General features: G+C 66.7%; 20 protein-coding genes. 16 read left to right on the top strand and 4 right to left on the bottom strand.

Features of this window, described 5'->3' with window-relative positions; translation table 11 throughout:
- Positions 1 to 208 precede the first annotated feature (208 nt).
- Positions 209 to 1,498: a hypothetical protein gene (locus HRJ34_RS13420; RefSeq protein ID WP_016745823.1), complete on the top strand. Its 1,290-nt coding sequence runs from the start codon at positions 209 to 211 to the stop codon at positions 1,496 to 1,498.
- Here the strand turns inward: HRJ34_RS13420 and HRJ34_RS13415 are convergent.
- A complete protein-coding gene (locus tag HRJ34_RS13415; protein WP_012049855.1) occupies positions 1,489 to 4,044 on the bottom strand; it encodes a S8 family peptidase in 2,556 nt (851 codons plus the stop codon). The two genes, HRJ34_RS13420 and HRJ34_RS13415, sit on opposite strands and share 10 nt — an antisense overlap.
- A gap of 68 nt (positions 4,045 to 4,112) precedes the next feature.
- The gene (locus HRJ34_RS13410; protein ID WP_012049856.1) at positions 4,113 to 5,105 is read right to left on the bottom strand and encodes an AAA family ATPase; all 993 of its coding nucleotides are present in this window, start codon (positions 5,103 to 5,105) and stop codon (positions 4,113 to 4,115) included.
- Positions 5,106 to 5,952: 847 nt separating this feature from the next.
- Here HRJ34_RS13410 and HRJ34_RS13405 point away from each other — a divergent pair.
- Complete coding sequence (locus tag HRJ34_RS13405; protein WP_012049857.1) at positions 5,953 to 8,100, top strand: ParB/RepB/Spo0J family partition protein; 2,148 nt, start codon at positions 5,953 to 5,955, stop codon at positions 8,098 to 8,100.
- A gap of 108 nt (positions 8,101 to 8,208) precedes the next feature.
- Here the strand turns inward: HRJ34_RS13405 and HRJ34_RS13400 are convergent, their stop codons facing one another.
- Positions 8,209 to 9,009 (bottom strand): TIGR02391 family protein, encoded by an 801-nt coding sequence (locus HRJ34_RS13400; protein ID WP_226949183.1) that lies wholly within the window; start codon positions 9,007 to 9,009, stop codon positions 8,209 to 8,211.
- Between the two features lie 12 nt (positions 9,010 to 9,021).
- A complete protein-coding gene (locus tag HRJ34_RS13395) occupies positions 9,022 to 9,387 on the bottom strand; it encodes a hypothetical protein (protein ID WP_012049859.1) in 366 nt (121 codons plus the stop codon).
- A gap of 691 nt (positions 9,388 to 10,078) precedes the next feature.
- Between HRJ34_RS13395 and HRJ34_RS13390 the strand changes: the two genes are divergently transcribed.
- The 14 genes from HRJ34_RS13390 (at position 10,079) to HRJ34_RS13325 (ending at position 20,465) form a co-directional block, all read left to right on the top strand.
- Complete coding sequence (locus HRJ34_RS13390) at positions 10,079 to 10,381, top strand: DUF736 domain-containing protein (protein WP_012049860.1); 303 nt, start codon at positions 10,079 to 10,081, stop codon at positions 10,379 to 10,381.
- Positions 10,382 to 10,448: 67 nt separating this feature from the next.
- Entirely contained in the window at positions 10,449 to 10,847 is a 399-nt protein-coding gene (locus tag HRJ34_RS13385; RefSeq protein ID WP_012049861.1) for a hypothetical protein, read from the top strand.
- A gap of 251 nt (positions 10,848 to 11,098) precedes the next feature.
- Positions 11,099 to 11,464, top strand: a complete 366-nt coding sequence (locus HRJ34_RS13380) for a hypothetical protein (protein WP_012049862.1) — start codon at positions 11,099 to 11,101, stop codon at positions 11,462 to 11,464.
- Between the two features lie 455 nt (positions 11,465 to 11,919).
- Positions 11,920 to 12,765: a DUF932 domain-containing protein gene (locus HRJ34_RS13375; protein WP_012049863.1), complete on the top strand. Its 846-nt coding sequence runs from the start codon at positions 11,920 to 11,922 to the stop codon at positions 12,763 to 12,765.
- 245 nt (positions 12,766 to 13,010) lie between these two features.
- Entirely contained in the window at positions 13,011 to 13,262 is a 252-nt protein-coding gene (locus tag HRJ34_RS13370) for a helix-turn-helix domain-containing protein (protein ID WP_012049864.1), read from the top strand.
- A gap of 139 nt (positions 13,263 to 13,401) precedes the next feature.
- Positions 13,402 to 13,665 carry a DUF2285 domain-containing protein gene (locus tag HRJ34_RS13365; protein ID WP_012049865.1) on the top strand — a complete coding sequence of 88 codons (264 nt, stop codon included), beginning with the start codon at positions 13,402 to 13,404 and terminating at the stop codon, positions 13,663 to 13,665.
- Between the two features lie 159 nt (positions 13,666 to 13,824).
- The gene (locus HRJ34_RS13360) at positions 13,825 to 14,601 is read left to right on the top strand and encodes a DUF2285 domain-containing protein (protein ID WP_012049866.1); all 777 of its coding nucleotides are present in this window, start codon (positions 13,825 to 13,827) and stop codon (positions 14,599 to 14,601) included.
- A gap of 120 nt (positions 14,602 to 14,721) precedes the next feature.
- Positions 14,722 to 14,988, top strand: a complete 267-nt coding sequence (locus HRJ34_RS13355) for a helix-turn-helix transcriptional regulator (protein ID WP_012049867.1) — start codon at positions 14,722 to 14,724, stop codon at positions 14,986 to 14,988.
- A gap of 6 nt (positions 14,989 to 14,994) precedes the next feature.
- Positions 14,995 to 15,888: a replication initiator protein A gene (locus tag HRJ34_RS13350; RefSeq protein ID WP_012049868.1), complete on the top strand. Its 894-nt coding sequence runs from the start codon at positions 14,995 to 14,997 to the stop codon at positions 15,886 to 15,888.
- 271 nt (positions 15,889 to 16,159) lie between these two features.
- Entirely contained in the window at positions 16,160 to 16,681 is a 522-nt protein-coding gene (locus HRJ34_RS13345) for a DUF2840 domain-containing protein (RefSeq protein WP_012049869.1), read from the top strand.
- The gene (locus HRJ34_RS13340) at positions 16,678 to 17,256 is read left to right on the top strand and encodes a S26 family signal peptidase (RefSeq protein WP_012049870.1); all 579 of its coding nucleotides are present in this window, start codon (positions 16,678 to 16,680) and stop codon (positions 17,254 to 17,256) included. Before HRJ34_RS13345 ends, HRJ34_RS13340 begins: the two co-directional genes overlap by 4 nt.
- Complete coding sequence (locus HRJ34_RS13335) at positions 17,237 to 17,569, top strand: DUF736 domain-containing protein (RefSeq protein ID WP_012049871.1); 333 nt, start codon at positions 17,237 to 17,239, stop codon at positions 17,567 to 17,569. The genes HRJ34_RS13340 and HRJ34_RS13335 overlap by 20 nt, the downstream gene beginning before the upstream one ends.
- Before the next feature lie 189 nt (positions 17,570 to 17,758).
- On the top strand, positions 17,759 to 18,475 hold the full coding sequence (locus HRJ34_RS13330) for a lytic transglycosylase domain-containing protein (protein ID WP_226948653.1): 717 nt from the start codon (positions 17,759 to 17,761) through the stop codon (positions 18,473 to 18,475).
- A gap of 259 nt (positions 18,476 to 18,734) precedes the next feature.
- Positions 18,735 to 20,465 (top strand): relaxase/mobilization nuclease domain-containing protein, encoded by a 1,731-nt coding sequence (locus HRJ34_RS13325; RefSeq protein WP_208634292.1) that lies wholly within the window; start codon positions 18,735 to 18,737, stop codon positions 20,463 to 20,465.
- Positions 20,466 to 20,574: the final 109 nt, after the last annotated feature.

Below are 20,574 nucleotides of genomic sequence, written 5' to 3'. Positions count from 1 at the left end.
TCCGGGGGAAGTTGTGCGGAAGTCGAAAGGATATCGAGTCGATGTGGAGTTTGACTGTCCTGTAGTGGATGCAACTCGGCTGGAGCAGGTTCTACGGCATCATTTTGGGGCCACTGAAGTGCGGGTTGCCGTGCGTGCGGTAACGTCCGACAAATTACTTTCCGGGCCGCCCCGATGGGAACCCAATCCAGGGACTGGGGCGCACACCATGCTTGAAATCGTCCGGGAGCGCGGCGTGGTGCGCTGGCGTGACATCAAGCATGTGCGCAATTCGCGCGCCGCGCTCGAACTGCTGCTGATGGACGGGCACCTTGTGCGCGTCAGTCACGGCCTGTTTCGAGATGGGAGCCGACCGCTCGATGCGGAGATCGCGGTGAAGCAACGCGAACCCTATTTTCGGGGACAGCTCGGGACGCGGCAACAAACCATTTATGATGCTCTAGCAAAGCCAGCCACGGCCGCAGAACTTCGCCAGCGAGAGGGTGTCAGCCGTCAAGCGGTGGACCAGATTCTCAAGAAGCTGATGAAATCCGGCCTTATCCGCCGTCTGCCTACACCCGGTGAGTCCTCCGAATGGGTCTATGCACAAAGCGGGAAAAGGACGCTCGACGTCCTGGTGGATCGCGAACCTAAGATCGGCTCGCTCGAAAAGGCGACGTTGAGGCTCATTCCGCCAGTCGGCGGCGCGCGCCGAGCAGCACTCGTCGAGCGGCTCGGCCAGTCGACCCACAGCGCACTCAAGCGTCTTGTCGCCAAGGGGCTTGTCGAGAAGGCTGGGACTCCCAAACGCCAGCTTATCCGGCTCACTCAGAAGGGATTGACGCACAGCGCCTATGATCTCGAAGGTGAGCACCTACCAGGCAACGACGTCTCCGCAGCGCTGAAACCCGAACAGGTGCGTCTCCTACTCGCTCTCGATGCGCTCGGACCAGCCCGCGCACTCGACATCAGCGCCGCAGCGGGTGTCCGGTCAAAGCGGGCTCCAAGCGCGGGTCAGTATCTCCAGCGATTGCGGATGTCGGGTTACATCGTTCAGGAAAGGCCGATGCCGGGACGCGCGCCGATCTACCGGCTCACCAAACAAGGCACGACCGCAATCGCGGCCGCGAAGCTCGCCGGCAAGGCGATGAGTCCCAACAAAGCGCGCCGTGCAGTCGAACGCGATGCTGCGGATCGCGCCCAGCAGGCTGCGTCCAGGCACTATTCATCGCCGGGCCAGGGGCGCACGCCGGAAATCCTCGCGCTCCTCGAATCCGGCCCGCTTACCAGTCGCGAGATTCAGGATCAGCTCAGCAATCCGTTCAAATTCTACCGATCCGTTGGTCTCGCGGCTTCCGATTTACAGAAGCGCGGATGGGTTCGCTGCATTGGGTCGGGCGATCACGCAGCGAAGCGCTGGGAGTTGACGAGCGCTGGCCTGGACTGGCTGGAGGCCCGACGGGCTCAGCACGAGGTGCAGCAAATCGACCTGGCTCCGAGCGAGGCTCATCACCCTTGATCCGGCCCGGCTGCCACCGCCACTTCGGCGGCAATCCGCGCCTCGATCGCCGCCGCGATCTCGGCATAAAGGTCGACGTCCTGATCCGGCGCCGAGATGGAGATCGCGAGCGCATAGCGGCCCTTGTCGTTCATGCGGTTCTGTCCGATGTGCGATTTCCACCAGCCGCCAACCGGATAGATCGCGATCTGGTCGTGCGCGGCAAGGTCGATTGCCGGACCTCGCCACAGGTCGCAATGAAGCGACCCAGCCTGAACGGCCTGCGGCCCGAGCAACCAATAGTCGGTCTCCTGACCGGCCTTTTCCGCCTTCTCCTCGGTCTTGCTCAATCGTGTCCGAAAATCATTGGCCGTCTCGCGCCGTTTCTTCAAGGCGAAGCGCAGGCCGTAGGAGCGATAGGTGTCGGGTCGGGTGCTGGCCCGGCCTGAAAGGTTGGGCTCGATGAAATAGGAGAGCGTCACCTTCATCATCACCGAAGCGTTTTCCAGCGCTTCTAGCGCTGCCTTCGGCCAAGGGAGGGCGTAGAAATGCACCTCGTTGAATACGGCCGAGCGCCCGTCGGCTGAAGCGGCATAAGGTTGAATCTCGGCCTCGGCGAGCAAGGTCACATCATTGCGCGCCGACGCGGCCGCGCGAACCAGGTTGGGCACGCCAAAGCCCATGCTGCGTAGGATTTGCTGCTTCGTGCCCTTGCTGCCCGTCTTCCAGCTACGGCCGGTGCCGATCAGCAGCTTACGAATTGGCCCAGGCCATTCGGCGGAATGGACGGTGAGAGCGCGGTAGGTTTCCGGCCACCGGCCGGGTAGATCGGCCTTGAGTCGCCCAATGAAATTGCCGGCCACGCCCGTCGCGGCGCTGGTCGCCCAGAAGGGCACCAGCGGCTCCGTAGCCACATCCCTGCCTGCCGAGAGCAGCGAGACCGCCGGGTGCCAGCCGCAAAACTGGGCATTGTCCATCATCATGTTGCCGGCCTCGAACAGCACGTCGGGCTTGATCGGCGTCAGGTCAGCCGGAAGGGTCTGCGATCCCCGGCTGAATGGGCTGCGCTCGTTCGGCGCGACCAGCGGAATCAACTCGGGTTCGTCTTGCGCCTGGTCAGCCTTCGCCGTGTATCCGCCGATAGTGAGCGCATTCCAGCTCTGCGCGGGGTCTTCGAGTGCATGATGCTGCTCGACCACGGCCTTGAGCCCGCCGTCCATATTGCCGGTGGCGATCAGCACGAGACGCTTGGGGTGATCCTTGGCGGCGAGCCCCGCCTGCTGCTCACCCGGCATTGAGCCGGCGCAAATCTGATCGACCGCGCCGCTCCAGCTTGATGGCGCCTCCGAAGAAAGATCGGGCGAGGAGGTGGCGATGCAGAAGCTGCGCGGGATATTGGCCCGTTCGATTTCGGCCACGGCCACGGCTGCTTGCGTGATAATGCCATAGCGCGCCGGCTCGGTCGCCGGAAAGCCGCCGGGCGGAAGGAACTTCACGGATTCGACGGCATGGCCGAGCACGACCTGGCGTTGGTCGCTCATAGGCCCAAGCAGGTCGCCATGCAGGACAAGGCTCGCCATGCCCGTTCCATGCCCGCCGGCGCCGGCGTGATCGTCGGTGCCCCAGGCATCGTTCACAGTCCACGCACCGGCCAGCGCGGGAGCGATCAGCGGGTGCGCTGCCGCAACGCCCGTGTCGATCACGCAAACCACCGGCGCATCCGCTGGCGGAGGCGTCACCCGCCCGCAATATTCGGCCACAAGCGCGTGCTGCCCCAAGCTCTTGTCGCCTTGGTCAAGGAACGGCTCGATGCTCTGGCTGGCGCGCCGCACTTCGCTGATCGCGCCGTTGAGGCGGCCGACGAGCCCAAGGGTCGCCTCGGCTGTTCCGAGCACGAATATGACCGAGGTTTCAGGAAATTGCAGCCGGTCGGGATACACGTCGAGCCCCGCCTGCTGCGCGGCCGCCACCACCGCCTCCACGATCGCATCGGGGCGACGCAGCCAAAGCTCCCACCACTGCGGCGCTGGCGATGCCAAGTCCGGCGTGCCGACGACGAGCGTGCGCGCCGCACCGGCGCGGATCGCCTCGATCACCTCGAATTTGTCGATGTCGGGACGCTCGTGATTGCCGAGATCTTCGGAGCCATAGGCCGCGATCCGGCCGGTCAGGAATGCGCGAGCGTCATCGGGAACGAACACTACCGCCCGCTCTGTGCGATCCTCGCTACGCTCGGAACGGAGGACGACGATCTCCTGCGCCGGGAAATCCAGCGCCGGTATCTTCGTGGCCTTGGCGCGCTCGCTCGGCACCATCGTCTCGACCTCGACGAGAACGCCGCGTTTCAGCCCGTCGACCGGGATGCGGACGTCCTCTTGGGGCGGCGGGAGGTTGCCTAGAGCTTCCCCCAGCTGTCCGAGCAGGGCTGCGGCATGGGCATGGTAGTCTTCACGCCGCTCGCGTCGTTCGCGCCGAAGTCGGGGATAGACATACTGCGCTGCCTCGCGCCATCGCGTGATCGAGATATGCGGCTGGCGTGGCGCCGCACCGGCTTCATTTTCGGGCATACCCCCCTCAAGTCATTCCCACCGCTTCCCCACGCGGTCTCTTCTCGCCGACGGACGATGCCGGCGCTTCAATGTCCAAAGCTCTGTCGAAAGATTTGGCGGTCTTGGAGCGCGATGCGCAAATGGTCGGCCGAGATCGACTTCGCCCCTTCGAGGATAGCGTCCTTCACGACGGCATCGGCCGCGCGCACCAGCTCCCCCTGGCTCAAGCCTTCCGTGATGGGAGCGATCGACGCCCAAGCCTTGGCGGTCAGGCGGTAGCGTCCCAGCCGGCGTGAGAGGATCGCGCGCGCGGACTCGGGATCGGGCAGCCGATATTCGATGACTTCATCAAACCTGCGTGCCAGCGCCTTGTCGAGTATCTCGACATGGTTGGTCGCCGCGATGACGATACTGTCGGTTGAGTTAGGCTCCTCCATGAAGGAGAGCACCGAGTTAAGAACCCGTCGAATCTCGCCGACGTCATTGGGATCGCCACGACGCGAACCGATCGCGTCGAACTCGTCGAGCAAATAGACGCCGCGGGTCTGCGCAATCTGATCAAACAGCAAGCGCAGCTTGCCGGCCGTCTCCCCAAAGAAGCGGCTGAACAACGAGTCCAGCCGTGCCGTGAACAGCGGCAAGCGCAGCTCTCCCGCGAGTGCCGAGGCCGTCATGGTCTTGCCCGTGCCCGGAGGCCCGACAAGCAGCAGGTGCGTCGCCGGAACCTGCCCATGATCGCGCAAGGTCGCCCGCTCGCTTTGCTGCCGGACAACGCGCTGCAACCGCGAGCGAATGGCCTCGCCAAGCACCATGTTGTCGAGCTTGGTCTTCGGATAGCTGCTCTCGACCAGCCCTTGCAACTCGCCGCGCGGCCGCGCCAGAGGGATTGGCGCTTGGCCGGTAGGCGCGTTGCCAAGCCGTTCGCGCGCCTTTTGGACGAGGCGCTTCAACTGGTTCGCCTCTTCGGCATTGCCTTGGCGCGCTTGCTGTGCCGCAACCTGGAGCGCTATCGACAGAAATTGCTCTTCGTCCCCAGCAACGTGCGAATTGAGCAGCGCGACGATCTGCTTGGTTGACATCAGCGCTCCTCCTTTCCTGCAAACTGACGGGTATAGGCACCGAGCCGTCATGACAACCGCGCAAACGGTGCGGCGCTCTCATAGTGTAACAAGTCACCGAATATCCGGGAGAAATTTGTTCAGCTCAGGCCGCGATATTGAGCGAACTGGTAGCATGGGCTCGCAAAGCGCCGGTGGAGACGGGACGCTGTAGAACCGCCTGGCAGATGAACGTAGGCGCGCAGCGGTGATCCTTGGCTTTTCCTCCCCGATCATCCATATGGAGCCGGTATCCCCCGGTGGTCCCTGCCTCGCATACCGCCGGGGCACTTAATTCTAGCCACAGCCGATAGTCTTCTTAACGCGCTTCCAGCGTGCGGAATATGCTGTTGTTGTCCTCATCCTATACGGTTTGAGGGGGAAAGCCTTCCCCTGCTGACAAGCCCCTGCGGGTCTCGCCAGACCCCTTCGAGCGGGGACACCCCGCAACGCCCCGATAGTGAGCGCGGGGATCTAGGGAGCGCACTCTGGCGGCTGGCGCCGCGCAGGGGTCGCGCGTCATTTTCCCCAGCGCAGCACTCTCGCTCTGGCCGGAGGGCACGGCGACGGCTGGCCCACAGGCCCGCGCGCACGCCGCCGCGCCGGCCGTCCGCCGCAAGGGTGCGTCGTTTGTGGCGCCGCGAGCGGCGCGGTGCTTGGGGCTCCGCCCCCGGCGCACTTCGGAACGTCTTCCGCCCAGCTTCCTCCGCTGCGCTCCGTGCAGCAGGTTCCCCGCGAAGCCGTCCCTCCGTTTGCACCCCCGGTCTCGCCGACGGGCAGGGTTTCAGCGCGGCGCTTCCCGCTGCGCGGAAACCCAAGGAGTAGGAAGATGACCAAGACCGTTCAAATCGAAACCACCGCTGCCGAGCCTGTGTCGGGCATCGAGATTTTCGTGCCGCTGAACAAGCTCAAGAAGTCCCCCAAGAACGCCCGCAAGGTGCCGCATGGCGAGGCCGCCATCGAGGCGCTGGCCGCTTCCATCGAGCATAAGGGTCTGATCCAGAACCTTGTGATCGAGCCGGAAATGAAGGACGAGAAGCCGACCGGCGCCTATTTCGTCACCGCTGGCGAAGGTCGCAGGCTGGCCTATCTGTTGCGCGCCAAGCGCAGGCAGATCAGGAAGAACCACCCGGTTCGCTGCCGTCTCGACACCGAGAACGACCCGTCCGAGATCAGTCTGGACGAGAATGTGACCCGGACCCCGATGCACCCCGCCGATCAGTTCGAGCGGTTCCGCGAGCTTGCGGACGGCAACGGATGGGGCGCGGAGGAAATCGGCGCGCGGTTCGGCGTGTCGGGCGGCGTGGTGAAGCAGCGGCTTCGCCTTGGCGCTGTCAGTCCGAAGCTGTTGCAGGTCTATCGCGAGGACGGGCTGACCTTGGATCAGCTTATGGCATTCGCCATCACCGAAGACCACGCCCGGCAAGAGCAGGTGTTCGAGAACCTGCATCACAACCGGGAGCCGTGGATCATTCGGCGCGACATGACCGCCAACAACGTGCCCGCCGATGATCGCCGTGCGGTGTTCGTCGGGGCCGATGCCTATATCGAGGCGGGCGGCAACATCATCCGCGACCTGTTCAGTGAGGATCGAGGCGGTTTCTTCGAGGATGCGGGCTTGCTCGACATGCTTGCCGTCGAGAAGCTGCGCGAGATCGCGGACGGGGTGCAGGCCGAGGGGTGGAAGTGGGTTGAGGCCCATATCGACTATCCCCATGCTCACGGTATGCGGCGCTTCTATCCGCAGGCCGTGGACCTGTCCGACGAGGACGAGGCCCGGCTTGAGGCCCTGTCCACCGAGCATGACGAGCTTGCCGAAGGCTATTCGTCCTATGACGAAATGCCCGAGGACGTGGCGAAGAAGCTGGAAGCGGTGTCCGATGAGATCGACGCCATTTCGGCCAAGCGTTACGCCTACGATGCCAACGTGATCGCGCATGGCGGAGCGTTCGTGGTGCTTCACCATGACGGCACGGTCAGGATCGAGCGCGGTTTCGTCCGTCCCGAGGATGAGGCGCTTGCCGATCCGCAGCCCGAGGACGAGGCCGAAGCCATCGAACCGGAGGCCGTGGAGGACGAGCAGGCCGAGGACAGCGACGAGGAAGTTCAGGATTTCGAGGATGAGGACGAGGAACCGGGCAAGCCCATTTCCGACAGCCTCATTCGCGACCTGTCCGCCCACCGGACGCTGGCCCTTCGCGTGGCGCTTGGCGAACAGCCCGGCATGGCGTTGGTAGCCCTGACCCACACGCTTACGGCGCAACTGTTCTACAGCTACGCCGAGGCCGGTTGCCTTGAAATCCGTCCGACCGTGACCCCGCTTGGCGGTCATGCGGCGGGGATCGAGGATACACCGCTGGCGGCGCGGGCGAGCGAGGCGCATGACGCATGGGCCGAGCGGATGCCGCGCGACGTCGCGGACCTGTGGGGCTTCATCGTCGCACTGGACGATGAGCAGCGGATGGCGTTGCTGGCGCATTGCGCGTCCCGCACCGTTAACGCCCTGCGCCTACCGTGGGATCGCAAGCCCCGGACGCTGCAAACGGCGGACAGGCTGGCGACCGCGCTGGCGCTGGACATGGCGAAGGACTGGACGCCGACCGTGGACAGCTACCTTGGCCGTGTCACCAAGGCGCATATCCTTGAGGCCGTTGCCGAAGGGGTATCGGAGGATGCGGCCCGCCGTATTGCGGACAAGAAGAAGCCGGAAATGGCCGAAGCCGCCGAGCAGCGTCTTGTCGGGAAGGGCTGGCTTCCCGCTGTGTTGCGGACGCCGGAGCCGGAGGCCGAACCCGTCGAGACGGAGGACGCCGAAGGGATCGCGCAGCCGTCCGAAGCGGAGGCCCCCGATACCGGAGCGCAGGACGGCGAAGCCGTGGAGGTCGAGGCGGTGGAGCAGCCGACCGAACCCGAAGCGGTGGACGCCGACGTTGAGCCGGTGGACGAGGAAGACGCTTACTCGATTGCCGCCGAATAGAACGGCATCGGGCCGGGGCCGCATCGGCGGTCCCGGCCTTCCTTTCGCAGCCCGCAAAAATTCGCGGCCGCGCCCGGTTGGGGCGCGGCCGCTTATCGTAGGGACAGGTCAGGGACGCGGGGGCATGTGGGCGGCATCGAGCCGACGATGGATCAACGATACGAGCGTCAGGAGATCCTCGGCATCGGTCTTGGTCATCGGCCAGTGGATGCGCGCCTCATGAGCGGTCGGATTGCGGAACATCCCGAACACGCCTTTGACCAGGTTGGCGAAGCCGCTTTGCTCGCTGCGCTCGCTCGCCGTGTTGCGCGGATTGATCGCCAGCATCGGCGGCTCGCCGCCTAACACGCGGTCCACCAGCGTTCCGCCATCATCGGTCAGGCCCGTCCGCACCCGCATCTTGTCGGCGACGCTTTTCACCGCTTCTTGGACCGCGTGGAAATAATCGTCGGCCAACAGTTCCGCACGGCAGAAGCGCAGCACGTCGGGATGGACGCCGCGCGTTTCCAGATCGGTGCGCAATTCCCTCGCTCGGCGCTGCGCCTCTGGCAGCGTCGTCGCCTGTTCAACGGTTTCGATCTTTCCGGCCTCACTGACCACGAGCCCGGCAAAGGCAAGCGCCTGGTTGAGATTCGCCTGCATCGGTTCGTAACGATATGGCTCACGACTATAGCGGGCCGGGCTCATTGCTTTGCGGATAAAACCGAGGATGCGGGTGCGATCCTGTCGGGCGTTCTGGCTGGTGACGAAGGCGTTATAGATGCGGTGCCGCTTCGTTATCTCGCCGGGATCGGTCATCTCGCAAGCCGCGATCAACAGGGCAATCTCCGAGCCCTTCAATCCGACATCGGTGTCTCCAAGAGCACCGGCGATTGCTTCAATTTGTTCCTGCGAAAAGAGCGTCACCATTAGGTGTCCATATCAACATGAAGCTATCGCTTCACTATCCGACGACGAAAACAGACCGGGCAGCATCGGCATAGGTTCGTGTTGCGCCGTCGCGCGAGCCGCGTTGTCGGCCGCCGCGACCGTCACCCATTCCACCCGCCAATCGAGCCGCAGCACATCGCCATCGTGCTCGCGCCGAATCCGCGCGATCCCCGCGCCTTCCTCGCTGATCGCGAAACGGCAATCATTGTCATCGCCATAGGCGGCTTCGATCAGCGTGCCGTCCGAGAAACTGAGCCAGCAGCGGCCCGCGCTGTCGGCCGGAACCGCCAGCTCGGCCTCGACATCGCCCATCACCCTCAATCTCGTGCGGTCCTGGCCGCGGATCATCACGCTCATACGCCGTTCCTCGATCTCGATTCGCAAAGCTGCATATTGGAACAAATAGAGAACATATAGCAAGGGAAAGAGTCGTCATAGCCGGACGGCGGGGAAGGGAGCGCCCCGCCCATTTCGGGCGACGTGCTGCGCCGACCAGCGCGGACAGCCCATATTCACCAACATCCCGGTCCCGAATCCGGCGCTAGGCCGGCATCGCACAGGCCGGACCTGAACCTGTCCGACGCGCAGGCCGCGCCCCTCCCGCCGATTTCCGCATGGCAGCGCCGCGCTCCGCTGCATCGGCCACGCCCCACGAAAGCCGGGGCCACGTCGCCCTCGCACCTCGCTCGCGCAAAACCCTCCCGCCACGCCCGCCTCGAACACCAGACCATCGCCGGCACCGCCACGGCCGGCGGCGGCAAAGCTCCTCCGATCATCCCGTCAGGCCGATGTTCTTGCACGGCACCGCCGCCCACGCGGCCTCTCGAAAGGCTTGTCTGGCCGAAGCCCACCCGTCTTCCCGCAACGGCGGCGGGCGGTTTTTTTCGCCGCCGGCCATGCCGGCTTTGCATCGCGAAACCAAAAAAGCCGCCCGCCGCCGCCAGCCACTTCGTTCCGCCCTGCGGGTGCGGGCCGGTCGTCCCCCGTCCGATCGACAGCCATCGAGGCCGCGACAGGCGCGGTTCCGAGGCAAGAAAGGACTGACGTTATGATCTGCGGAAACTTCACCACCACCGACCACGGCTTCTCCGGCGAAATCCGGTTCTTCGGCAAGCGCGAACAGGTCGTGCTCCTCCCGATCGAGGGCCAGGACAACGAGAAGGCCCCACACTTCCGCATCGTCGCAGCCGACGACGAGCGGATCGAGTTCGGCGCCGCCTGGCGGAAGACCAGCAAGGAGAAGCGCGACTACATCTCGTTCAAGCTCAATCCCGTCGTCGCTCAGCCGGTCTATCTCCGGCTTTTCGAGTCCGAGACGGTGGCCGGCGAATACGAGCTGCTCGCAAGCTGACCGGCTCCGCGCTCCGCCCGAAATGGGCGGGGCGCTCCTTTTTCCCGCTCCCGAAAGGATCTTCGCCATGTCCGATCGCATCGGTCATAACGGCGGCCCGCCGCTCGACGATCGCAGGCTAGGCCCCGCAGACGGCGCGAGCTGCCGGCGATGCCGACACTGGCGGCCGCCGAGCGAACGCGAGGAAAGCGACTATCGCGCCTATCAGATGGGCGTGATCCGCCGCCGCGTCGCCGAGCCTTCCGGCGCTTGTGATCGCGTAGTGCTGCGGCTGGGCGGCCCCGTCGCCTTCGCCGGCACCAAGGGCCGGTCCTGGTGCTACAATTTCGAGACCAAGCCGCCGCCCACCGATGAGGAGCGGCGCGGATGGGGCTTCGTCACGATCTACGAGGGCGACCGTATCGTCTGGCAGGGCCGCGAAGGCGAGGAACCTGCCGAATATCGGCAAGGCGACCTGTTCGACTGACATAGCCGTTACCGGCCTGACGGCCGCGCCGGTATCCCGGCTGTCGTTTTCTTGAGTGGGAATCAGGGCGCTCCGCCCCCGCTCCCCAGCAACAACAATCAGCCGAACCGTGGCTCAGTCGCTGCGCTCCCTGCGCCCGCACCACTCCGGCAGATTCTTGCTGCCCCCCACACCCCCGACTGCTCGCCGCGAAGGCAGGGTCGATGGCCTGGCCATCGCCCTGCGGACGATTTGCAGAAGGGAAAACAGTCATGGACAATATCAGGCATGTTGACGGTGGCAGCGCCGAATATTGGCGGGAGCGCCGCGAAGCCTTCGCCCTCATTCGGGAAGCCGAGGAAGCCGGTGAGCGAGCGAAGAACGCGCCGACCTATCTTCACGGCGGTTTTGACGAGGACGGCGATGTGATCCCGCTGGAGAACCTCAGTCCTTGGGATGACTTCGAGGATGCGGTGCAACGGCTGGAGGCGAACGAAACGGCGGTGAGCATACTTGTCGCGCAGCGCCGCACCGAAATCTACATTCGCCGCCTGTGGGCCGTGATTGCCGCGCTGGAAGCGCTGGAAGCCCCGTTCTTCCCGGAGGACAGCCCGCTTTGGGGACCGGATACCGATTGACCGGGACGGCAGGCGGCCCCGAGCCGTCTGCCACCACCGCCCGCGTCCGTGTCGCGCGGCGGGCGAGATCGACCCGCCCGCCGCGCTGACGAAAGGGGGCTGGGGCGCCCCCTCGCCGCTCTCCCATGAGGGGCAGGCCAGGCCCCGCCCCCAAACTTCCTCCCATAGGAAGGGGACGGTTCCTCCGCCCCTTCCCCAAACCCCTATCCCCTCCCTTCGGAAAGGATGGCGCATTGATCGGGAATCCGCCGCGCGTGCGCGGCGGGAGACTTGGGGCTCCGCCCCCAGCGCCCTTCGGAGCGGCTTCCGCCCAGCTTCCTCCACGCTTCGCGTTCCGTGCAGCCGGTTCCCCGCGAAGCCGCCCGCTCCGGTTGCACCCCCGGTCTCGCCGACGGGCAGGGTTTCAGCGCGGCGCTCCGCTGCGCGGAAACCCAGACCCAAGGAAGGAAAGACCCATGAGCATCCATCACCTTGCTACCCGGTTCGGCCGCAACAGCCATCAGATCGGCGGCTATGAGGCGCTCGACAACGAGGCGCTGTATCGTAACGTCCCGTCCATCTTCGCCCGCGAGGCGCACGACAGCCGTTCGGAACGCTATGTCTATGTCCCCACCATCGACATTGTGGAAGGGTTGCGCCGGGAAGGATGGTTCCCGTTCTTCGCTGTGCAGTCCGTCCCCCGCGACGGCAGCCGCCACGGCCACGCCAAGCACATGCTGCGCCTGCGCCGGGACGACGGTATCGGCAAGCCCGAGGCCGCCGAGGTCATCATCGTGAACAGCCATGATGGGACCAGCGCCTATCAGATGTTTGCCGGGATGCTGCGGTTCGTCTGCACCAATTCCATGATCGCGGGCGAGCGGTTCGAGGAGGTCCGCGTGCCCCATAAGGGCAATATCCAGCACGACATCATCGAAGGCGTTTACACCGTGGCCGAGGACTTCCCCCGGCTGATCGACGCCAGCGAGACGATGAAAGAGGTTCGGCTTTCCGAGGATGAGCAGCGCTTGCTCGGCGAGGTCAGCCTTGTCGCCCGCTATGGCGACGACGAGAGCCCGCTCACCCCCGAGCAGATCATCGAGCCGCGCCGCTACGAGGATCGGGGCGATAGCCTGTGGACCACGTTCAACGTCATTCAGGAGAACGTCATTCGGGGCGGATTGCATGGCCGCAAGCGCAATGCCGAGGGCCGTATCCGCCGCAGCCGTTCGCGTCCGATCAACGGCATCGACCAGAACGTGACGCTCAATCGCGCGCTCTGGACGCTGGCCGAAGGGATGCAGCGCCTCAAGACGGGTTAACCGCGATTGCCGCAGGGCTGGACCATCCGGCCCTGCGGTTTCCCTTCCCATCGCTCGCAAAACGCCGCCGATCCATCCCCCGGATCGGCGGCGGCCGCGCGTCCCGATGGGCCGCGCGGCCGCTGAACGGGGCGCGCTCGCCGGGCGTTCGCCCGGCTCGCGATTGGGATATTCCCATTCTCCGAAGACGACTATAATAGTCGTTTTCGTAGCGAATGACCCGAAGGTTGTGGAGGTGATCTTGCATGATCACTTCCCGCCAGGTGCGGGCCGCTCGCGCACTTCTTGGCTGGACACAGGAGACGCTTGCCGAGAAGGCCATTATTGCTCTGACCGCGCTCAAGCGGCTGGAATCGGAGAGTTATAAGGCCGTGAACGAGAATACCCGGCATCAGGTGATGAAGGCGCTTGAGGCGGCCGGGATCGTCTTCCTCGATTCGGATCGCGGTCAGGGCGTGCTGCTCGTGACCAATTCCAGTCGCGAACAACTCCAGTAACGGCCGTGACATGTGCGGCGATTATCCGCGCGCTGTCACAGAAACATAGCAAAGACGGTGCGATTACTTCGCTCCATTATGGTGTATAGACCATGAATCAGCAGGCACAGGGGGCTATGGCTGAAAGTGGAACAAGGCGATGGCGATAGCCGCTTTCGAGGATCGCGCTCCGGACGCGAACCATGTCACCGCCTATGACGAGCGCCATCATCACACCTATTGGCGGTTGCTCGATGCGGCCGACGAAAATGCCGACTGGCGCGAGGCCGTTCGCATCATCTTCGGGATCGACCCCGCCGCAGAACCCGAACGCGCCCGCTGCGTATATGACTCGCATCTCGCCCGCGCCCGCTGGATGACCGAGACGGGCTATCGGCACTATCTGCGTCCGCCGCCGAACTGAGAGCGGCCCCGGAGCACGCGCGGCGGTGCGGATAATCCATTCAAAACGCTGACTTGAATCCGCTATGCGGCCGCCTGCCCGGCAGGTCTTCTCCGGGGCGGCGGGCTGGCGAACATCTTCCAACGCGCTCCGCAGAGGGCCATGCTTGGGAGGGTTTCGATGCCGCCTGAGAAGGACTGGCGTGCGCCCCCGGACGAGGCCGGGGACGACGCGCTGCAATATTCGGACATCGCCATCGGCTATCTCGGCCGCAACGCTCGCTATCGCTCCGACTACCGCCGCGCGCTCGGCCGCGTGAAACGCGGCGCGATCTCCGCCGACGAGGCGACCGCCGGCCTCGTGCGGCGCTGGGGCATCAGCTACCACGCCGCGCCTGGCTCGGCCTTCGACCGCAAGCTGGCGGTCGCGCGGCCCGACCTGTCGCCGGCCAGCATCGTCCTGGCGCCCGCGCTCGCCGGCATCGGCGCCGCACCCCTCGACATGGAGGCGTTGGGCGACGTTCGTGCGCGGATCAGGATGGGCGACTTCCTGCATGTCATCCTCGCCGATCCCGATGGCGACGAGCATCTGTGCGTGTGCGGTTCGTGCCACCGCCCGATGGCCGTGATGCTGCCGATCGAACCCGATCCTCTCGCGCGCCTCGCGTCGGCCGAGCGCCTGTGCCGCCGCCTCAGCGGCATGGCGGCCGGCCCGCCGGCGCTGCGCCCGCCGCCGTTCCGGCGCGAGCATCTCCTGACCCTGCTGCAAGTGCTCGACGGCAACCGGGCGGGCGCCAGCCAGCGGGAGCTGGCCGCCTCGCTGATCCACCCCAAGGTCCGCCGCTACACCAACGCCGAATGGATCGAGAGCAAGGAGCGCAAGCGCATCAGACGGTGGCTCAAGGAAGCCGTCGAGCTCCGCGACGGCGGCTATCTCCGCCTGCTGCGCGGCGGCTGAAGGGGGACATTGCCGTCCCCCTCGGCGCTGTCCCTTCTCCGCGCCGGGGTCGTTTCGCCACGATCGCCTCCTGTCCGCCGGACCCCTTTTCCGGGGCCGGCCATCATCAGGAGGATCATCATGGCCGAGCCTGTCGCCGCCACAACGCCACGCTATCTCAAGACGCCCGACGCGGCGATCCACCTCGGTCTCTCGGCCCGCACGCTGGAGAAGCACCGCTGCTACGGCACCGGCCCGGTGTTCCGCAGGCTTGGCGGCCGGATCGTCTATGCGATCGACGACCTCGACTCCTGGGCCGCGCTCGGCACCCGCCGCTCGACCTCCGATCCGGGCAACGGCGTCGTCCATCCCGCCAAGCGCCTCCCCACCGACTGCGTGCGCCGCTGAGCGCCGATGCCCACCGCACGCTCCCTCTCCGGCCGGTCCAGCGTCGAGCGCACGCAGCTTGAGCTGTTCCGCTCGGTCCCCGGCGACCTAGCGGCCCGCGACGCGCAGGACTTGATGGCCTGGCCGTTCTTCTCGCTCGCCAAAGCCCGCCGCACCGCGCCCATCGACTTCCGCATGGGCGCGACATGGATCTCGGTCGAGGCCGTGCCCGAGCATGGCATGGCGACTATTTGGGACGCCGACGTGCTGATATGGGCGGCGAGCCAGCTCATCGAGGCGCGTGACGCCGGACGGCCGACCTCCCGCCTGATGGTGACGACGCCGCACGAGATACTGGCGTTCACCCGGCGCGGCACCGGCAAGGCGAGCTACGAGCGGCTGAAGGCCGCGCTCGACCGCCTGCAATCCACCACCGTCGCCACCTCGATCCGGCAGCAGCACCAGCGCCGCCGCCATCGTTTCTCGTGGATCAACGAATGGCGCGAGCTGGCGGACGGCAACGGCCGTGCGCTCGGGATCGAGCTGATCCTGCCCGATTGGTTCTATGCCGGCGTGCTCGACCGCGCGCTCGTGCTGACCATCGACCGCGCCTATTTCGACCTGACGGGCGGCCTCGAACGCTGGCTCTACCGTATCGTGCGCAAGCATGGCGGACGGCAGAGCGGCGGCTGGAGCTTCGACGTTCCGCACCTTTACCTCAAATCCGGCGTGCTCTCGCCGCTGCGCCGGTTCGCGTTCGAGCTGCGCGGCATCGTCGCGCGCCAGCCGCTCCCCGGCTACGTCCTCACGCTCGAACATGCGCTCGGCCGCGACCGGTTGAACTTCGCTCCCGTCGCGCAAGATCCGTTCGACGCCGCCATGCGCCGCGTCGGCCTCAAGCCTGGGGAGAACTGGCCATGAGGTTCGGACTATCGGGAACGGCGGGATTCGGACGATCAGGAACGCCGGACACGGACTTTCGGGAACGCGCGGGCCTCGCAAAGCCGCAGAAATCCTCGCGGATTCGCCCCCCTTCTAACGGTGCTAATAGAAAAGAATCCTTCGGATTCTTGCTAACGGCGCGCGCGGCTGTGGACAGCGCGGCCTTGCTCCCCGGCTCGACGCTCGCGCGGCGGCCAGGTCGCCGCCCTCGCACCGCCCCCGTCGCGAGCATCATCCCCGGAGACCTCCCATGATCGACGATCGGCCCCCCGCCGTGCGCGGCGGCGGCGCGTTCAGCGCGCTCGCCCGCGACGGCCTCACCCATGTCGAGCTGACCTGGATCGAGAAGAAGCTGGAGCACTGGATACGCTTCGGCCGCATCGCCCAGGACCGCATCTTGACTCGCCGAACCCGCGTCGTCGGCTTCCGTCCGGGCGCCGTCTTCGCCTTCGTCCGCTGGGCGTCGAACGACTTCGGCACGATCCTCTCGCGCATCGACGTGGTGCGCGCGGTAGCGGCCAACGAAGCCTACACGACGTTGCCGTTCGTGCGGCCGGGCGGGGACATCCTGCTCAAGATCGAAGGCTGGCCCAAGGTCCAACAAGTGCTCGCGGCGATCGACGCGGTGGAGGCGGCCGGCGTCGATCCCTGCGACGCGGCGGCCGACCATTGGCGCCACGTCCACAACCGCATCGCCGCCGGCCAGCCGCCGCGCCTCTACACGATCGAGCGCCATCACGCCTGGCTCAAGCGCCGGGAGATTGAGGGATGACGCGCCGCCGCTACGTCATGGCGATGGCCATCGCCGCATCCGCCTTCGCCGCGGCGTTCGTCGCTATCGCCGTCGCCGATCCGCTCCCGCGCGCCATCTGGAATGCCAGCGCCAGCGCGCCCATCGGCCTCTATCGCATCCATCCCAACCGCGATCCCGCCATCGGCGCGCTGGTCGCCGTCGCGCCGCCCGAACGGCTGGCGCATTGGCTTTCGGCGCGCGGCTATCTGCCCGAGGGCGTGCCGCTCTTGAAGCATGTCGCGGCTAAAGCCGGGCAGCGGACGTGCCGGATCGGCGATGCGGTGAGCGTTGATGGCCGGCGCGTCGCCATCGCCCGCGCGCGCGATGGCCAGGGCCGACCGCTGCCGGTCTGGCAGGGGTGCCGCACGCTCCAATCGGGCGAACTGCTGCTGCTCAATCCCGCCCATCCCGACAGTCTGGATGGCCGCTATTTCGGCCCGCTGCCGGCCTCCGCCGTCATCGGACGCGCCACGCCGCTCTGGCTGCGCGCGCCGTCCCCAACACCTTCCACCCCTGAAGCCAAGGAGATCGGCCATGCAAACCAACATCTTTGAATCCATCGCCGACGGCTATGCCGGCCGCGTCCGACTATTCGGTATCAACGAGGCGGTCGTGCTTGTCGCGCTCGATCCGAGCGATGCCGAAAACGCGCCCGACTACCGCGTCCACCTCGACGACGAGGATGGCCCCGAGGTCGGCGGCGCGTGGAAACGGGTCGGCGAACGTGCCGGCGACTACATAGCGCTGGAGATCGACAGCCCGCTTTTCCCGGCGGCGTTCCGGCCGGTGCTGTTCCGTGCCGATGATGATGGACGGACGTTCAGGCTGTCGTGGAAACGCCCCCGGCCCCGCGACGATCGGAGCTGATCGGTGCCTTCCCCGATCATCCCTCTGTTCGCGGAAAGACCGCCTCATCCCTCCGTCCCGCTCGGTCGCAGGCCGGCCGGCGCGCGCAGCGAAGGTCAAGGGCGGCCCCCGGCCGGCGCTTCGCGCGCACCCTTTACCGGAGCGAGCACGCTGGCAGGCTGGTGGCGGAGCGGGGGCGGGTCGGCCGCCATGCTCGCGGTCCTGCTGCTGCTCGCGCCGGGCGCTGCGCCCGTTCCCGCGCTGGCGCAGGACGCGCCGCCCGAGCGATCGGCCGCGCGCCATCCCTATGCCGCCCATGTCGCCGACGCGGCCCGGCGCTTCGGCATCCCCGAACGCTGGATATGGGCGGTCATGCGCGTCGAGAGCAACGGCGATGTTCGCGCCGTCTCGACGGCCGGGGCGATGGGCCTGATGCAGATCATGCCCGGCACCTGGGCGGGCCTCCACGCGCGCCATCGCCTCGGGTCCGATCCGTTCGATCCGCGCGACAACATCATGGCGGGCGCGGCCTATCTGCGCGCGATGCACGACCGCTACGGCAACGTGACGGCGATGCTGGCGGCCTATAATGCGGGGCCGGGCCGCTACGACGAATATCTGTCGCGCGGCCGTCCGCTGCCCGCCGAGACCCGCGCCTATCTCACAAAGCTGGCGTCGATCACCGGCGGTTCGGACGACACTCAGCTTGCCGTCGCGCCACCATCCGATCCCTTCGCCTGGCGTCGCGCCGCGCTGTTCGCGGTGCGGCCGGGCGCGCTGTCGCCTGCGCCGCCGTCCGCCGATCGCACGGCATCCGAGGTGCCGCCGGAACGACCGGCCGACGACCGCGCCGAGCTTGTCATGGCCGATGCCGCGCCGCCCTCCAACGGCCTGTTCGTCCCGCTTTCCGGGCGGCCTCCGCCGTGAGCGGCTCTCGCGCTCTCTGGCGGGTTTCGGCGCAGGCTTTCGCAGCGCCGGAAGGGAGCAGGGCTGTCTTTCGGAAGGGGGAAGGTCGAGGGCAAGATAAAGGGCGGCAATGTGCGGAGCCCTTGCGCCTCGGTTGTGGCCTTGATTCTCAAGGCTTTCGGGCATTGCTGCGCAATGTGTGCGGAAATCCCGCACTGTGCGGCGCTGGCTGGAAACCAGCAGCGCGCAGGGTTTGCCGCACATTGCGGCCTGTCCCGGCATGAGCCGCGACGACGATTTCCGCCTCCGGCCAGGCCGTATCCGCTCGCGCGGTAGCCAGCGGGCGCTGCCGATCATCGTCCAGGCACTCGCCGCCGCGCAGCGGGCCGGCGGCCATGTCTCGCGCTGCGGCCGGATCGTCGCGCCGGGCCGCTCGACCTTCGGCCGGGGCCGCGTGGCGAGCGTCCGCGCAACCCACCGGCTCGGCCACCGATCGCGCCAGGTCATCGTCAAGGCGCGCGTGGTCCGGCATGGCGGCCGCGCCTCGCTCGCGGCTCATCTCAACTATCTGCAACGCGATGGCGTCACCCGCGACGGCGAGCGGGGCGTGCTGTTCGGCGCCGAGGCCGAGGGTCTCGACCGCAACGAGTTCGCAACGGTGTGCGAGAACGACCGCCACCACTTCCGCTTCATCGTCTCGCCCGAGGATGCGCCCCAGATGGGCGACCTCAAGGGCTTCACCCGCGAGCTGATGACGCGCATGGAAAAGGATCTCGGCACCCGCCTGGACTGGCGGGCCGTCGAGCATTGGAACACCGACAATCCCCACGTCCACATCATAGTGCGCGGCGTCGGCGAGGACGGGCAGAACCTCGTCATCTCGCGCGACTATATCCGCGAGGGGATGCGGGCGCAGGCGCGCGAGATCGTCACCCAGGAACTCGGCCCGCGCACCGACCTTGAAATCCGGCAATCGCTGGAGCGGCAGGTCGAAGCCGAGCGCTGGACCGAGATCGACCGCGACCTTTCGCGGACCATGCAGCGCAACGGCCTGATCGACATGGCGCCCGAGCCCGGCGTCCGGCCGGACGGCGACCATGTGCTGAGGATGGGACGGCTGCGCAAGCTGGAGCGGCTCGGCCTCGCCAGCGAGATCGCGCCCGGCCAGTGGACGCTGGCCGGCGATGCCCAGGCGGCGCTGCGCGAACTCGGCGAGCGCGACGACATCATCAAACGGATGCACAAGGCGATGAGCGACCGCGGCATCGACCGGGGCGCCGGCAGCTATGTCCTCGACACCGATCCCGCTCAGCCCGTTGTCGGCCGGCTGGTCGATCGCGGCCTGCATGACGAGCTGACCGGCAAAGCCTATGCGATCGTGGACGGGATCGACGGGCGCACCCACCATGTCCAGCTTCCCGACATCGAGGCGACCGGCGATTGCCGGCCGGGCGCGATCGTCGAGCTGCGCCGCTTCGAGGACCGGAAAGGCCGGCAGCGGGTGGCGCTCGCCGTGCGCTCCGACATGGACCTTGAGGCGCAGGTCCGCGCGCCGGGGGCGACCTGGCTCGACCGGCGCAACCTCGCGAGCGACGGCCATGATCTCGGCGGCGGCTTCGGGACCGAGGTGCGCGCCGCGATGGAGGCCCGCGCCGAGCATCTCGCCGACGAGGGGCTCGCGCGGCGGCAGGGACAGCGGATCATCTTCGCGCGCAATCTGCTCGACACGCTCCGCCGCCGCGAGCTGGACGCGGCCGCCAAGGATTTGTCGGCCGAGATCGGCCTGCCGCACGCGCCGTCCAAGGCCGGGGAGTATGTCGCGGGCACGGTGCGCCAGCGGATCACGCTCGCCTCGGGGCGCTTCGCGATGATCGACAACGGCCTGAGCTTCCAGCTCGTGCCCTGGTCGCCCTCGCTCGATCGGCAGATCGGCAAGCACATCTCCGGCGTCATGCGCGCGGGCGGGGGCGTCGATTGGTCGTTCGGACGCGGCCGGGGGCTGGGCCTGTAGGACGGATCACAGAGATTCGGGCGGTGGTCCGGCTATCGAGTGAATATCTGTCCAATAACGTCGATCACCCTGAGAATATAATCGGCCAAACTACGCTACTCCCTGTCTT

Origin of the sequence: Rhizorhabdus wittichii, from assembly GCF_017607425.1 — a bacterium.
GTDB lineage: Bacteria > Pseudomonadota > Alphaproteobacteria > Sphingomonadales > Sphingomonadaceae > Rhizorhabdus > Rhizorhabdus wittichii.
This window is presented reverse-complemented; position numbering and strand designations above follow the sequence as displayed.